Here is a 13,591-nt window from a genome sequence, read left to right on the forward strand (position 1 = left end):
GCCAATAAATCGCAATTCGATTCACAAATGAACGATCCACACAACCGTCGCCGCTTCCTGTCCGGAGCCGGCTTGGGACTCGGGTCGATCGCCCTCTCATCGATGCTGGCCGACGAAAGGCGAGCCAACGCGGCGGGGCTGCATCTGCCCGACGGCCGTCCGCATTTCGCTCCCAAAGCCAAAAACGTGATCTGGTTGTTCATGCGTGGCGGTGTCAGCCACATGGAGAGCTTCGATCCCAAGCCGATGTTGAACAAGTTCGCCGGCAAGTCGATCGATGAAACGCCGTACGCCAACGTTAGCGATCCCGAATTGCTGAAACGGGTGCGGGTCGTTGTCGTCAACGATGCCAACGGCCAGCAACGCAAGCAACTCTATCCGTTGCAGGTCGGTTACAAGGCGTACGGGCAGAGCGGGATCGAGGTCAGCGATTGGTTCCCGCACATCGGTTCGTGCATCGACGATATCGCCGTCGTCCGTTCGATGTGGACGACCGACGATAATCATGGCGCTCAGGTTCAATTCCATTCCGGACGCCACATGCTCGACCCTCGCGTGCCGACGATTGGGGCCTGGATCAATTACGGCTTGGGAACGTTGAACCAGAACCTGCCGCAATTCATCAGCATGGGGCCGCGGTTCTTCGACCGTCGCGATGGGCATTACCTGGGGCCGGCTTACGATGCAGTCGAATTGAAGGTCGACCCGAGCAATCCGCTCGACTACGCCTCGCCGCAACGAGCGGTGACGCCGACGGAGCAGCAGATGGGGTTTGATCTCGTCAGCCAGCTAAATCGGCTGAGCGATTCTCGATACCCACGCGACGCGGCGATGGAAGCGCGAACCAAGTCGTATGAACTGGCGTTCCGGATGCAGACCGCGGTTCCCGATGTGATCCGTTTCGACCAAGAGACGCAAGCGACCAAGAACCTGTACGGCTTGGACCAACCCGAGACGCGGGCCTTTGGCGAGCAACTGCTTGCCGCCCGGCGATTCAGCGAACAGGGCGTCCGATTTATTCAGATCATGCACGGCGGCGGAGCGGCCGGCGCGTGGGATCAGCATTCGAATCTGAAGGCGAAGCACAGCCAGTTGTCGATGCAGGTCGATCGGCCGATCGCGGGACTGTTGAAGGATCTGAAGCAACGCGGAATGCTAGATGAAACGCTCGTTGTGTTTGCCACCGAATTCGGCCGCACTCCCGGTTCGCAAGGGAGCGACGGACGCGATCACCATCCCTACGGCTTCAGCGTTTGGATGGCGGGAGGCGGAATCAAGGGAGGCGTTGCCCACGGGGCGACCGACGAGATCGGATTCCATGCGACCGAAAACCCGCACTACGTGACCGACATCCACGCCACGATCATGCACCAATTGGGCTTGGATTCGCACCGCATGGAAGTCGCCGGGCACAAGCGGCTGGAGCAGGACTTTGGCCACGTGATACACGACATCTTGGCGTAACGCGTGCCACGCTTGACGGGCCTAGACCGGAAACGATTTGCCTTCGAGTTTTTCAACCGCTTCGCGAATCGCGTCGGGAACGGGGACCGGTTTTTGTTGAGCGAAGTTGTAGAGCACGACGTCGCAGGTCGCCTGAGCCGCCGGGACGCCGGTCGCTTCATCGACGATCAAACACTCCAGCGACACGCTGCCGATCGAAACGCGACAGACGCGGACGCCAACGGCCACGTCGCCGGGAAAGTTCAGCTGGCGAAGGTACTTGCACTGGACCGAGGCGACGATCGCTCCGGTGCCGCTATCGCGCGAGACGACCTCCACGCCAACCCGCTCGCCGTAGAGACAGCGAACGTGTTCGAACCACTTCATGTAGACCACGTTGTTGACATGCCCATAGGCATCCAGATCGCCCCATTGGATCGGAATCCGGACGACGATGGGAAAGTCTTGTAGCGCTGTCGGTCGTTGAAATTCGGTGGAGCTCAATCGTCTACTCTTCTTCCCGCGGCATCGGTTCGCCACATTGGTTGCAGTATCGCGCGTCGGACGGTTGATCATCGCGACCGCAGCGTTGGCATGTTTTCAGTTCGTCATCTTCATTTTCATCGGCGAGGGCTCGATTCCCCAATCGGTCGCGAGCATGCACCGTCTCGCTCAACCGAGCGGTGACGAAACCTGTCGGCACGATGATCAAACTGTACCCCAACAAAATCAAGACGGCACTGATAATCTTGCCCGCGGTCGTCTTGGGAACGACATCGCCATAACCGACGGTGGTCATCGTCACGATCGCCCAATACATCGATTGCGGGATCGAATCGAAACTGGAACTGGGGGCGCGATTGTTCAAGTGGTCGTCGAAGTTTTCGACTTGGTACATCAACGTTCCGCTGAGCGTGACGGCGATCACGACGGTGAACAGAAAGACGACGATCTTGCCGCGAGAGTCCCAGATGCTGCGGTACAAGACGTCCGCTTCGCTCATCAAACGCAGCAGCTTCAGAACCCGAAACACCCGCAGCAATCGGATCGATCGGACCATCGCAACCGAAGCGAAATGGCTGCCCGCCAGATAGAAGATGTAGGTCGGCAGGATCGAACAGAGATCGATCAGCCCCCAAAAACTGAACATGTAGCGTTGCGGTTTCCGCACGCAGCTCAGCCGGACCAAATACTCGGCGGTGAACAGGATCGTGAACGACCACTCCAACGCCTGGAAGTACCATGAGTATCGATCGGCCACGCTGCTGACCGTTTCCATGCTGACAACGGCCACGCTGACCAGAATCGCGATCAACAGCCCGATATCGAACAGCTTGCCCGTCGGCGTGTCCGATTCGAAGATGATGATGTAGAGTTCGCGTCGCCAGCCCGACGCCGGGCATTGCAAACGGCGTTCTTGGCGAGTGAAATGATCGTGAACGTTCATGCAGGCCAAAGCTTCTTCGGTTCGGCGCCTATGTTGGTTTTTCGATGCAACGGTTTCCGGTATCATCGAATCGCGGAACGACCACTTTACAAACTCCCGATGTCGCCTCAAACCACGTGATTGCGCGAATGGCCCGATTAAAGCTGATTCTTGTTGTTTCGTTCCTGCTGCTGCTGGTGATTATCGCCTACCTGAACCGCGGCAAAGTTGCCCTGAATCTGCTGTTTTCCGAGTTTGAAGTCCCCGTCACGATCCTGATCTGCGTCACGGCGCTGATCGGATTTGCGGTGGGAGTCGTGTTTGGGGCGAGAATCCCGCGAAAGTTGAAAGTCACCGGCGTGCCAGCCGATTCCAAAAACTCGGCCAAAGCGAAGTAGCAGCTCTCCCGACCGGCCAGCAGAGCCTCGATTCACGAACAATCGCGTTTCCCCAGAGATCGATCCGCCGGCGAGTTATCGGGCGTCGGCGGGGCTGACGACATAACAGCAGCTTGGCACCCAGCGCCGCGTCGATCGCTGAACCAGTTGGTATTTGCAATCTTCGATCACTTGCAAAACGACGTCGTCGGGGACAAACAGATTCTGCACGCCAAACACGACGCGGCCGTGAGGCGACAGAAAAGCGGGTGCCTGGTTCAAGAACTCGCGAAGTACCTGGGTCCCGTCGTGGCCGCCGTCCCAAACCTGATCGCCGTCGACTCCCAGACGCTTGGTCAATTGAAGGTCTTGCCCCTGCTGCGACGGAACGTAGGGAACGTTGAAGAAGATCACATCGTACCGACTCTCGGCATCGACACCCGAGAAGAGGTCGCTGACGACAAACCGCGTCGACACATCATTTGCTTCAGCCACCAGCTGCGATGATTCCACTCGCGCTGTCGAGCAATCGGCGCCATGCAATTCGACGTGACATTGTTTGGCGACCGACAGTCCGACCAATGCCGCTTGCCCGATCCCCATCTCAAAAACGGCGGTGTCATCGGGAGTGAGCGTGTCGCAAACGGCTTGCCGCAGCGCCACGGTCGTCGGATCGAAACTGACATCCACCTCGGCGGGAACCTTCACGCCAAACAACTGCTTGATCAGCCAGTGGTTCGAACGAACCATCGCCAAGATCGGATGGGTGACTTCGTAAACCATTGACTTCAAATCCATCGATCACCCTTTCCGCAGACGACACATCCCCAAGTGGGGACTAAAAACAGCTGATAATAGTCGGTTCGCACAACCAGCACAGCGCCTGACGCTATCGATCAGCAATGCAGCGCCTCGGGCCGTTTTAAGCACACGCAACGACACCAGATCCTCGCAGGCCAGGCAACGCCCTCTCGGGAACGAGATCTGCTTGATTCGAGTTCAACAATTTTGGAATTTTCTCGTTTCCAACTGGGGCTTAGCGTCGTCGCGAGCGTCACAGAACGGCTGCCTGGGGGCGTTATCTTCCACAGCGAAACCGGGATTGGCACGGCACCATCAGTTAACTTGATCTTCACCAAACGAAAGCCCGTTCCTCACAGTCGCAAGGTACTTTGCCCGTGCTTTTTGAAGTTGTACCCATCGAGATGCGGTACCCGCGTCGGCCGCTGTCGCCACGCAGACTTCGATCCATTTGATACAAAACCGGAGCAAACCCCAGTGTGCTGTTTACAACAGACTTCAACCCTCTCAGTTCGTTCGAACCGCCGTGGCTTCACGTTGGTCGAACTGTTGGTCGTGATCGCGATCATCGGAATCCTTGTCGGCTTGCTGCTGCCAGCGGTTCAAGCGGCGCGTGAAGCGGCAAGACGAATGCAGTGCCAGAACAACATGAAGCAACTCGGTTTGGCGTTGCACAATCACATGGACACCTACGGCTCGCTGCCACCGGGACACGTCAACTTCGACACGACCGACAATCGTTTTAAGACCGGTGGCTGGCAGCACGGACAACAACAACTGGGCTGGCACTGGCTAGCGCTGTTGTTACCCTATGTCGAACAACCCGCTCTGTGGGAACAAGTTAAGGTCTGCGACGAAGCGATGGCGAGCACGTCCAACCCGTGCGATCACTGCGAATACATGTCCAGCAACGCTCACTTCGGACGCGAGCAACTGCCTGCGTTCTCGCGCTGCCCATCGGCGGTCAAACTTTCGAAGCAATTCAGCGATGGTGGCTACGGACTCGAAGCTCTCGGCAAAGGGAGCAACTATGCCGCCAGTTGGGGCTCGGGGAACATGCTCTCCTGGGAATCTCCCAGCACTCGCGGTGCCTTTGGGACCGTTTACCTGCCACAAAGCAAAGTCTATTCCGCCAGTGGCACGTCGAACAAATTCCAACACAACAAGGGAATGGGCAGCCGCGACTTCACCGATGGAATGAGCAACACCGTTGCACTCAGCGAGATCATCGGCAGCGATGGGCTGAGCGGAACGTCGAGCCCCGACATTCGCGGCGTCTGGATGTCGCCAGCGATGGGAGCAACCGTCTTCTCCGCTTTTCTGAATCCCAACTCGCGTGAGCGGGATGTGATCGCAGCGTGCGACGAAGCGATTCCAGATAACAAGTTCCCGCTGTTGGCTTGCACCGAAGAACGCGATACCGAAAACGTTTACGCTGCGGCAAGAAGCTACCACGCGGGCGGCGTCAACACCGCGATGGCTGATGGATCGGTTCGCTTCTTCTCCGAAACGATCGACAACGTCGGCGTTTGGCGTCCGCTGAACACCGCTCAGAACGGCGAAGTCGTCAACCAATAAACGATCGACCGCGAACGTTAAACCAATCGATAAGCTCGCCTTTCCCGATCGAGGAGAGGCGAGCTTTTTTCGTGTTCCGGTTCGCCCGTATGTCGAGCCGCCGATTCAACCCGATCGACTCGCGCCGAATGATCGACGCGAGCAGAACTTCTCACAACGCGAACCGCGTCTACTGGCAAGCCTTCAGCGGTTCGGATTCGTTCACCGAACCATGGATGTCGAGGAACTCGATCCTTCCCGATTTGACATCGTACAAGGCGCCAACCAACTTGACAGTTCCTCCGTTGACAGCGTTGCGGATCACATCGCTGCGGCTCAGGATCTCTTCCCCCGTCCGTCGGACGTTCTGCTTGGCGACCTCATCGACATACGCCTCCAAGGCTTCCTCGCTCATCTGATCCAGAGCCTTGGGATCGGCTCCGTCGACGCTGTAAGCAATCTCATCGACGATCGACTGCAGATGCTGGCATCCTGTCACCGACATCGCGTCTTGCCCGTTGGCGACCAAATTGACCGCGGCAGTCACCGCACCACAGCGAGTGTGGCCCAGGACCGCAACCAACTTAACCCCCGCCACGCCCACGGCGTATTCGAGGCTGCCGAGCGATTTGGTACCAACAACATTTCCCGCCACGCGGACGCTGAAGATATCTCCCACGCCGAGATCGAAGACAAGTTCGGTGGGAACCCGCGAATCGATACAGGACAAAATCGCCGCCAGCGGGTTCTGGCCTCCCGAGGTCGCATTGACCTGTCGTCCCAAATCGCGATTCAACCGCGTGCCATCGACAAAGCGACGATTCCCTTCGCGGAGAAGTTCGATCACTTGATCCGATGCAACTCGGTCTTGCAATTCGCGGCTGGAATAATCGGCGAACTGAACCTCGTCCTGCAGTTGATACTTCGCCCGAAAGCCCTTCAAGCTGACCGTGATACCTCGCGCCGGACCGACGTTCTCTTTGAAGTCGCGGATCAAACTCAAGACATCCGGATCGATGTAATCCGAATCCGATGCGTCGATCAACAGATTGGTTCCACGTTTGGATTCGTTCAAGATCCGTTCGATCGCCGCGCGGTTCAAGAAGCTGACCTGGTTTGCCAATTCGATATGCGTGATATCGCCGGCCAGATGCGTTTCGACGATCCGGCGGATCGGGCTGCGAAGGTTACTGTTCAAAATAAACAGCACGCTGACCGCCAAGCCGATCAAGATTCCGACCAACAGATCGGTAAAGACGATCGCAACGACGGTGATGATAAACGGCAGGAACTGGTAGCGTCCCTCGTCCCACATCTGCTTGAACAGTTTAGGGCTGGCCAATTTAAAACCGGTCACCAACAGAATCGCAGCCAATGCCGACAGCGGAATCATGTTCATGTAACGCGGCAACAGTGCAACGCTCAACAACAGCAACACGCCATGGAAAATAGCGGAGAGTTTTGTCTTCGACCCTGCACCAACATTGACCGAACCGCGAACGACAACCGACGTGACCGGCAGACCACCGATCAAACCACAGGTCAAGTTACCGCAACCCTGCGCGATCAACTCGCGACTGGAGGGCGAATTGCGTTTTTCGGGATCCAGTTTGTCGACGGCTTCCAGATTCAAAAGCGTTTCCAACGAAGCCACCACGGCAATCGTGATCGCTGCGATATAAACCGCCGGGTTCACAACCTGGGTGAAATCGGGCAGTCGCAAAAAGCCAACGAACTCCGAAAAACTACCGGCGATCGGAATCTGAACCAAGTGGCTTGCGGTGATCGACCATTCCTCACCCATCCCCTGGAACCACATGCTCAAACCAACGCCCAGAAAGACGACGATCAGCGGGGCGGGAACAAGTGAGTTTTTCAGCTTGGGGATCCGGTCCCACACGACCAACAACGCAACAGACAATAGACCGACGACCATTGCGCCGATGTGGATCTCGCCAGCGACAAGCGTCAACAATTCGGAGAAGGTGTTCTCTTGATCGGGCTGTTGAAACGACATCTCCCCCTCGGGATCGGTGTCGTGACCAAAGACGTGAGGAATCTGTTTCAGGATCAGAATGATACCGATCGCAACCAACAGCCCCTTAATGACGCTGGAGGGGAAAAACGCCGACAGCGCGCCCCCTTTGGCGATACCAAATCCGATCTGGATCAAACCGGCGATCGCAACGGCCAACAGGAAAGCTTCGAACGAACCGAGGACCGCGATCTGAGCGGCAACAATCGCTGTCAAACCGGCGGCCGGTCCGCTGACACTGGTGTGAGAACCGCTGATCACAGCGACCACTATCCCACCCACGATTCCCGACAACAGACCTGAAAACAGATCGGCTCCCGAAGCCAACGCGATGCCCAAACACAATGGCAAGGCAACCAAAAAGACGACCAGCCCGGCGACGAGGTCACGGGCAACTGTAGAAGGTGAAAACAAGTTAGTATTCTGAGGCATCGACGTACCGTTTCTGTAATGAATTCTTTTAGCAACAATCGTTGCGGAGCCCGAGCGAGAGCCGAGCGCACCGCGATAAACAGTGCGCCCACGCTAGCGACAAGCGCAGCAATTCTTTGGACAAAGCCATCCCAACCATTCACCCGATACCTATCAACGGAACGGTAGCGTGAATCGATTATCGCGATTGCACGAAGGGGGTTCAGACGACGTGAGAACAAACAGAAAGCGGAGCTAACACCGCATCGGTGCTAAGAGGCCATTGGCAATTCGATGTCCGTCAATCGGCATAGGACGAGCGATTGCACGGAGCGTTGACCAGCGGGCGGGAATCGACAAAACCGCCGCTGTCACGCGTTGAAGCGGGCGCGACGCTCGCTCGCGACGCTGCGAAGAACAAGCGACTCGCTCTTCGACCTCTTCGGTTTCGACCGGCCGCTCTTTGCCAAACAGCGAACGCGACGTCGACATGGTCAGTCCCAAGCTTGGCAATGCAAGCAGGACCAACATGATGCACGGCATCATTCCGTCAAGTCGTCCGAGGCGGAAACGGTTTGGCATGGGAATCAAAATGCAGGTGCAGCAGACAGGTGACACGAAGAGGAACTTCGCGCTCTCCGCTCATTTTAGCGGGCCGGCAAGTGTTGACAAGTTCTCTTCCGGCGTCGCGGCAAGCGTCAGGCTTGGTATTTCGTCGACCACGACACTCCATTTCGTGAACTTTTCCTAAGCATTAAGCCCGATTGGACCGCCCTGTCGACGGCTGCAAGCAACAATCGTTTTCCCACCAGATTTCACCAAGACTTCACCATATAAACCAGCATCGCCCTGCCTCAGCTCCTTCCAATCTGAATATCCCGGCTGCGTCCTTCCATCGACAATCGATGCCATCTCTGAAATCCAACGAATCCGACCGAGCAAAACTACGGATACGTGGACTCCCTTAAATCAGGGTTACAGTTTCCGCAGGCCCCATCTAGAATTGGGGAGCACATTTCCCGGTCCCTTTGGTTGGACGATGTGCAACTCGATTTTGCTAGCTTGCCTACCCCTAAGCCCTCATACCGATCCGGCACCGTCCGCCGCTTGCGAGCACATCGCAACGCCGTAAACCGTGCCGGTCTCCCGCTACACAGTTGCCACCACACATGAAACCACACGACGCGCAACCCGATCGACGCAATTTCCTCCAGCATTCACTGTTAGGCACCGCGGGAGCCGGGATGGCGTTGGCATCGACCTCACACGTCACCGTCGCTGCCGAAACGCAAGGGGAAGAGAGCCCCGACGCCACGATCACCAACCGTGTCGATGTGCTTGTTGTTGGGGGCGGAACCGCTGGAACGATCGCAGCGATCCAAGCCGGCCGCGCCGGCGCGAAGACGATGCTTGTCGAACGTGGCAGCCAATTGGGCGGAACGATGACAACCGGCGGCGTCGCGTTTCCGGGACTGTTCGACGCCTGGGGCAAACAGGTGATCGCGGGGATCGGTTGGGAATTGGTCCGCGAGAGTGTCGAGCTCGACGGCGGCCAACTGCCTAATTTTGCCAAAGTGCCGCAGCGACACTGGCAGAACCAGGTCTACACCAATCAATTCCTGTACGCGATTCTTGCGGAAGAGAAGTGCCACGAGGCGGGCGTCGAACTGGCGTATTACGAATTCCCACAAGCCGCCAAACGCGTCGCCGATGGCTGGCAAGTCGATTGCGTCGGCTTCGGCACCCAACGCCGGATCCTCTGTAAACAGATCATCGATTGCACCGGCGGCGCCGAAGTTGTCGGCATGCTCGGATTCGACCGACTGCGGGAAGAGGTGCGGCAGCCCGGTTCGATGCTCTTTAAAATCGGCGAAGAACATCAACCCGGACGCGAACAAGTCCATCGCCTGTACGTCCACGGAGCCGATTCGAGCAACTCGCGGACCGTCACCCAAGCGAACCTAACGGGCCGCCGATCGGTCCTCGCCAAGGTCCGTGCCGAGAAGAAACGGCTGATGCATCTGCAGCCCGAGACCGGGTTCCGCGAGAGCTACCGGATCGTTGGCGAGACGATGGTCACCGTCAACGACTACACCTCCGGCCGCCAGTTCGACGACGCGATTTCGAACGCCTTTTATCCAGTCGATCTGCACACCAAGACGGGCGTCCGCCCTAAACCGCTGAAGCCGGGGACGGTGCCAACGATCCCGCTGGGTGCTCTGATTCCGAAGGGAAGTCGCGATCTGATCGTTGCTGGCCGCTGTCTGTGCAGCGATCAATTGGCCAACTCCGGCCTGCGAGTTCAAGCCTCTTGCATGGGGATGGGACAAGCCGCGGGTGTCGCCGCGTCGTTGGCCGCCCAAACCGGAACGACGCCGATGGAAGTTCCGCTGGCCGAGATCCACAAAGTGCTGCGCGAGCATGGTGCCATCATCCCCGGCAAGGCCTAACCGCGATGCGCCGCAGCTTTGTATCGTTGATGACCGCGATGACCTTCCTGGTGATTGCGGTGACCGGTGTGCTGGCGTTTGTGCGTCCCTTCTCGATGACGATCGTCGGGCTGCATGCGCTGATGGGTTTCGTGTTCATCGGCGTTGTCGGCTTTCATCTAGCGAACAACCTGCGGCCGCTGAAACGCTACCTGCGCAGCAAGTGGATGTGGATCAATCTGGCCGTCACCGCTGCGCTCACCACCGCGATCGCGCTGCAACCGCAACCGGTGAAGGCGCTCCTTGGGCTGAGCGGAAACCTGGGACCTGCACTGGACCGGTTCGAGCTTCACGACGAGGGGCTGACCTACCAATACACTCCCGCGCCGCACTACAAGCTGACGCTGTCGGTTCGAATGGGCGACGCGTTTGATCCAGCCGATCCGCCGGAGTTTGCGATCTGGATCGAAAACTCTTCGTTCTACCACATCAAAACACTCCACCGACCCGAGGCCGCCGACAACGAAGCATCGCTGCCGTACTGGTCCTTCAAAGTGAAGGAGTATGAAAAAGCGAAGCTTGCCGCCGCCGCAGGAGTCGACGTCGACGCGATCTCCGGCGCGACAAAAAACAGTTCCTTTGATCCAGCCGACTACATGCTGCCGGTCGATCCGGAAGAGCCGATGCCGTATCGGATCCTTGTCGAGATCAACCAACCGGGCGATGCCAGCGAAGCGGTCGACGACCAGCCTTCGCTGATCTACAGCGTCGAAGTCGACAACTCCGATCCGCACGCCTTCCAATTGCTCGACCTGATCGGCTACCCACAGCTTGAAGAGGACGAACAACCGCCGCAGTGGGCGATCTATTATGTCGACCAGCGGTTCGATTCCGCCCTGGAACTGATCGACAGCGCTCTGCTGACGATCGATCGCGACAAGCCCGCGGACTGATCGCAGAAGCGTCCGCTACCGAGATGGCTTCAGAGATTCGAGCGGCCAACCGGGCAGCTTGCCGCACGACTGAAGCGCCAGCACCGCCAACGCGGTTCCGGTGTTGGAGATCAGGTTTCCCGCGTCGTTGACCGGCGAACGGGTGAACCACTTTCCGCTCTCGCGTTGGTTCGTCAACAGCCACTGAATCCCTCGCTGCAATCGCGGATCGTCGGCGGGAACGCCCAACTCGCGGCTGATCACGATCACCAAGCCGGTGCCGTAAGAATCGCTCGTCTCGGTATCCAACGGCGGAGCGTCGGGGTGCAGCAGATCCTTCCAATCGGTCAGGAAACCGGAGGTCGACCAACCTCCGTCGGGCAATTGATTTCCTAACAATTGCTCCAGCGTAGTCGCTCGCTGCTCGTCGCTGACGATGCCGTCGATCCGCACCGAACACCAAGCCAACATGGCGCGGTGATGCAACGATTTTGGCGGGCTGTTTTCGAAATAGCCGCGCAGCTTTTCCAGCCCCGCCACCGCCTGTTCCGTCTGTGAGTATCCGTCGGGAGCGATCCCGATCGCTAGCGCCGCGACCGTCGCGCCATAGTGGTCGTCGATCTCCATCGGAGCGTAATCGCAATCGGGCCAGGCCCAACCACCGTCTTCACGCTGCACGGTCCACAAAATATCCAGCACGTCCCGCGCGACCGGACTCAAATGCCCCGTCGTCTGCAGATCGTTAAACGTAAGCCCCGCCGCGACGACGATCGGCCAGAAGCCGTTGTTCACGTTGGGCCCCTTCTCCTTCCAGCGGACCGTGCGGTACTCCTCAAAGAACTGACGCACTTCGCCCGAATCCTTCTGCACCGACGCAAGGGCCGGGCGAGCGAACATGTACGGCATGTTGGTGTGGCAGGTCACGCAGTTCTTTTCCTTCTGCCAAGTCAACGCGGCGCGATCCATATAGATCGCCGCTTGTTTTGCAGAGAACTCAGCAGCCATCGGCTCGTCGGCCGTGATCGGTTCGCGTTCCTCGGGAACCGATTCGAACGTGACCACCTCCTGAGCCGTCGCTCCATCGAACCAACAGCAGACCAAGATCCAGAGAACAACGTTGCCCAAGGGCCGAACAGCTTCGCGAACACGCATTTCAAATTCCCTGTCGGTGGGGAGGGAGGCGGGATGTTGGTTCGATTCTAGTCGCGCCGACAGGGCTTGTCAGCAATTGCCGCAGAGAGCGGTCTGCGGTTGGCTGACCGCTGCGCAGACTTAAGCTGGCACGTGGAGGCTAAAGGTCTCGTGAACCGTCGTGTCGATCGTGGCGCACAGCGACTCGAGATCCAGATCGTCCTCGTCGTACCCAAACGGCGTCTCCACATGTTCGGCGACGGTCTCCAGCCCCAGCATGAAGTAGGCGGTGATGATCGTGATAAACAGCGTCCAAATTCGGAAGTCGTGCACGATCGCCCAAGGCAACGAAACGAGAAAGATGCCGACGCACTGTCGCGCGAAAACGCGATAGGATTTGACGATCCGGGTTTTCAGAATCCGTTCGCATCCGCCGCAGATATCCATCAATCGCAGCAGTTCCGCATCGAGCACCCGCAGCTCGTCCCCATCGATTCGCCCGCTCCGCTTGGCATCCCACACGATCTGGTACAACTGAGCCGCGATCGCCTGAGGAATATGCTTCGCGCGACCCACCAACAGCTCCAGCGATTCCCGCGTCTCGTCGTCGATCTCTTCGCGCAGATGGCACCGCAGCGCGACCGGGAACGCGACGATCAACTGCAAGGCCCGCGATCGCGTCTCGTCGGTCAGCCCGTCGCTGCTTGTCAACTTGATCCCAAGATTGCGACATGCGTTGACCAACCCGCCCCACAAAATACGAGCTTCCCACCAGCGGCTGTAAGCGGTGTTGGTACGGAAGACCAACAGCAATCCGAGCACGAACGAGAGCACGCCATGAAACTGGGAAGGCGTGTTGATCGCGTCGTGGTAGCGAGAGTACTCCAGCCAGATCGGCAACAGCGAATAGCAGCCTACCAGCAGCGCGAGCCCGCCAACGTAGGCGAGTGTTTTGCTGGTCGCCAGCGGTCGAATCATTCCGGTAAACATAGAGCGGCTTGGGGAAGTTGGCGGAGCGGACGTTTGAACGCCATGTTAGATCAGCCTCC

General features: G+C 58.1%; 12 protein-coding genes. 5 read left to right on the top strand and 7 right to left on the bottom strand.

Features of this window, described 5'->3' with window-relative positions; genetic code table 11:
• The first annotated feature begins 27 nt into the window (after nucleotides 1-27).
• Nucleotides 28-1,464, top strand: coding sequence for a DUF1501 domain-containing protein (locus tag CA51_RS19070; RefSeq protein ID WP_145122795.1), 1,437 nt, complete (start codon nucleotides 28-30; stop codon nucleotides 1,462-1,464).
• Between the two features lie 21 nt (nucleotides 1,465-1,485).
• Here CA51_RS19070 and CA51_RS19075 read toward each other — a convergent pair whose 3' ends face one another.
• Together CA51_RS19075 and CA51_RS19080 are read right to left on the bottom strand one after the other, a co-directional pair.
• Entirely contained in the window at nucleotides 1,486-1,947 is a 462-nt protein-coding gene (locus CA51_RS19075; RefSeq protein ID WP_197451315.1) for an acyl-CoA thioesterase, read from the bottom strand.
• Between the two features lie 4 nt (nucleotides 1,948-1,951).
• Nucleotides 1,952-2,890, bottom strand: a complete 939-nt coding sequence (locus CA51_RS19080) for an ion transporter (protein ID WP_145122797.1) — start codon at nucleotides 2,888-2,890, stop codon at nucleotides 1,952-1,954.
• A gap of 128 nt (nucleotides 2,891-3,018) precedes the next feature.
• Between CA51_RS19080 and CA51_RS19085 the strand changes: the two genes are divergently transcribed.
• Nucleotides 3,019-3,267, top strand: a complete 249-nt coding sequence (locus CA51_RS19085; RefSeq protein WP_197451316.1) for a LapA family protein — start codon at nucleotides 3,019-3,021, stop codon at nucleotides 3,265-3,267.
• Between the two features lie 75 nt (nucleotides 3,268-3,342).
• Here CA51_RS19085 and CA51_RS19090 read toward each other — a convergent pair whose 3' ends face one another.
• The gene (locus CA51_RS19090) at nucleotides 3,343-4,044 is read right to left on the bottom strand and encodes a methyltransferase (RefSeq protein ID WP_145122799.1); all 702 of its coding nucleotides are present in this window, start codon (nucleotides 4,042-4,044) and stop codon (nucleotides 3,343-3,345) included.
• 540 nt (nucleotides 4,045-4,584) lie between these two features.
• On the opposite strand from CA51_RS19090, the gene CA51_RS19095 reads away from it, so the two are divergent.
• Nucleotides 4,585-5,625, top strand: coding sequence for a DUF1559 family PulG-like putative transporter (locus CA51_RS19095; RefSeq protein WP_231745782.1), 1,041 nt, complete (start codon nucleotides 4,585-4,587; stop codon nucleotides 5,623-5,625).
• Between the two features lie 169 nt (nucleotides 5,626-5,794).
• On the opposite strand, the gene CA51_RS19100 is transcribed toward CA51_RS19095, so the two are convergent.
• Nucleotides 5,795-8,071 (bottom strand): SulP family inorganic anion transporter, encoded by a 2,277-nt coding sequence (locus CA51_RS19100; protein ID WP_145122801.1) that lies wholly within the window; start codon nucleotides 8,069-8,071, stop codon nucleotides 5,795-5,797.
• 234 nt (nucleotides 8,072-8,305) lie between these two features.
• Entirely contained in the window at nucleotides 8,306-8,596 is a 291-nt protein-coding gene (locus CA51_RS19105; protein ID WP_145122802.1) for a hypothetical protein, read from the bottom strand.
• A 623-nt stretch (nucleotides 8,597-9,219) separates the two neighbouring features.
• On the opposite strand from CA51_RS19105, the gene CA51_RS19110 reads away from it, so the two are divergent.
• A complete protein-coding gene (locus CA51_RS19110; RefSeq protein ID WP_145122803.1) occupies nucleotides 9,220-10,500 on the top strand; it encodes an FAD-dependent oxidoreductase in 1,281 nt (426 codons plus the stop codon).
• 5 nt (nucleotides 10,501-10,505) lie between these two features.
• On the top strand, nucleotides 10,506-11,432 hold the full coding sequence (locus tag CA51_RS19115) for a DUF4405 domain-containing protein (RefSeq protein WP_145122804.1): 927 nt from the start codon (nucleotides 10,506-10,508) through the stop codon (nucleotides 11,430-11,432).
• A 15-nt stretch (nucleotides 11,433-11,447) separates the two neighbouring features.
• On the opposite strand, the gene CA51_RS19120 is transcribed toward CA51_RS19115, so the two are convergent.
• Both CA51_RS19120 and CA51_RS19125 read right to left on the bottom strand, forming a co-directional pair.
• Complete coding sequence (locus CA51_RS19120) at nucleotides 11,448-12,563, bottom strand: prenyltransferase/squalene oxidase repeat-containing protein (protein ID WP_231745783.1); 1,116 nt, start codon at nucleotides 12,561-12,563, stop codon at nucleotides 11,448-11,450.
• Between the two features lie 120 nt (nucleotides 12,564-12,683).
• Entirely contained in the window at nucleotides 12,684-13,520 is an 837-nt protein-coding gene (locus CA51_RS19125; RefSeq protein WP_197451317.1) for a bestrophin family protein, read from the bottom strand.
• Nucleotides 13,521-13,591: the final 71 nt, after the last annotated feature.

Origin of the sequence: Rosistilla oblonga (assembly GCF_007751715.1) — a bacterium.
GTDB classification, from domain to species: domain Bacteria; phylum Planctomycetota; class Planctomycetia; order Pirellulales; family Pirellulaceae; genus Rosistilla; species Rosistilla oblonga.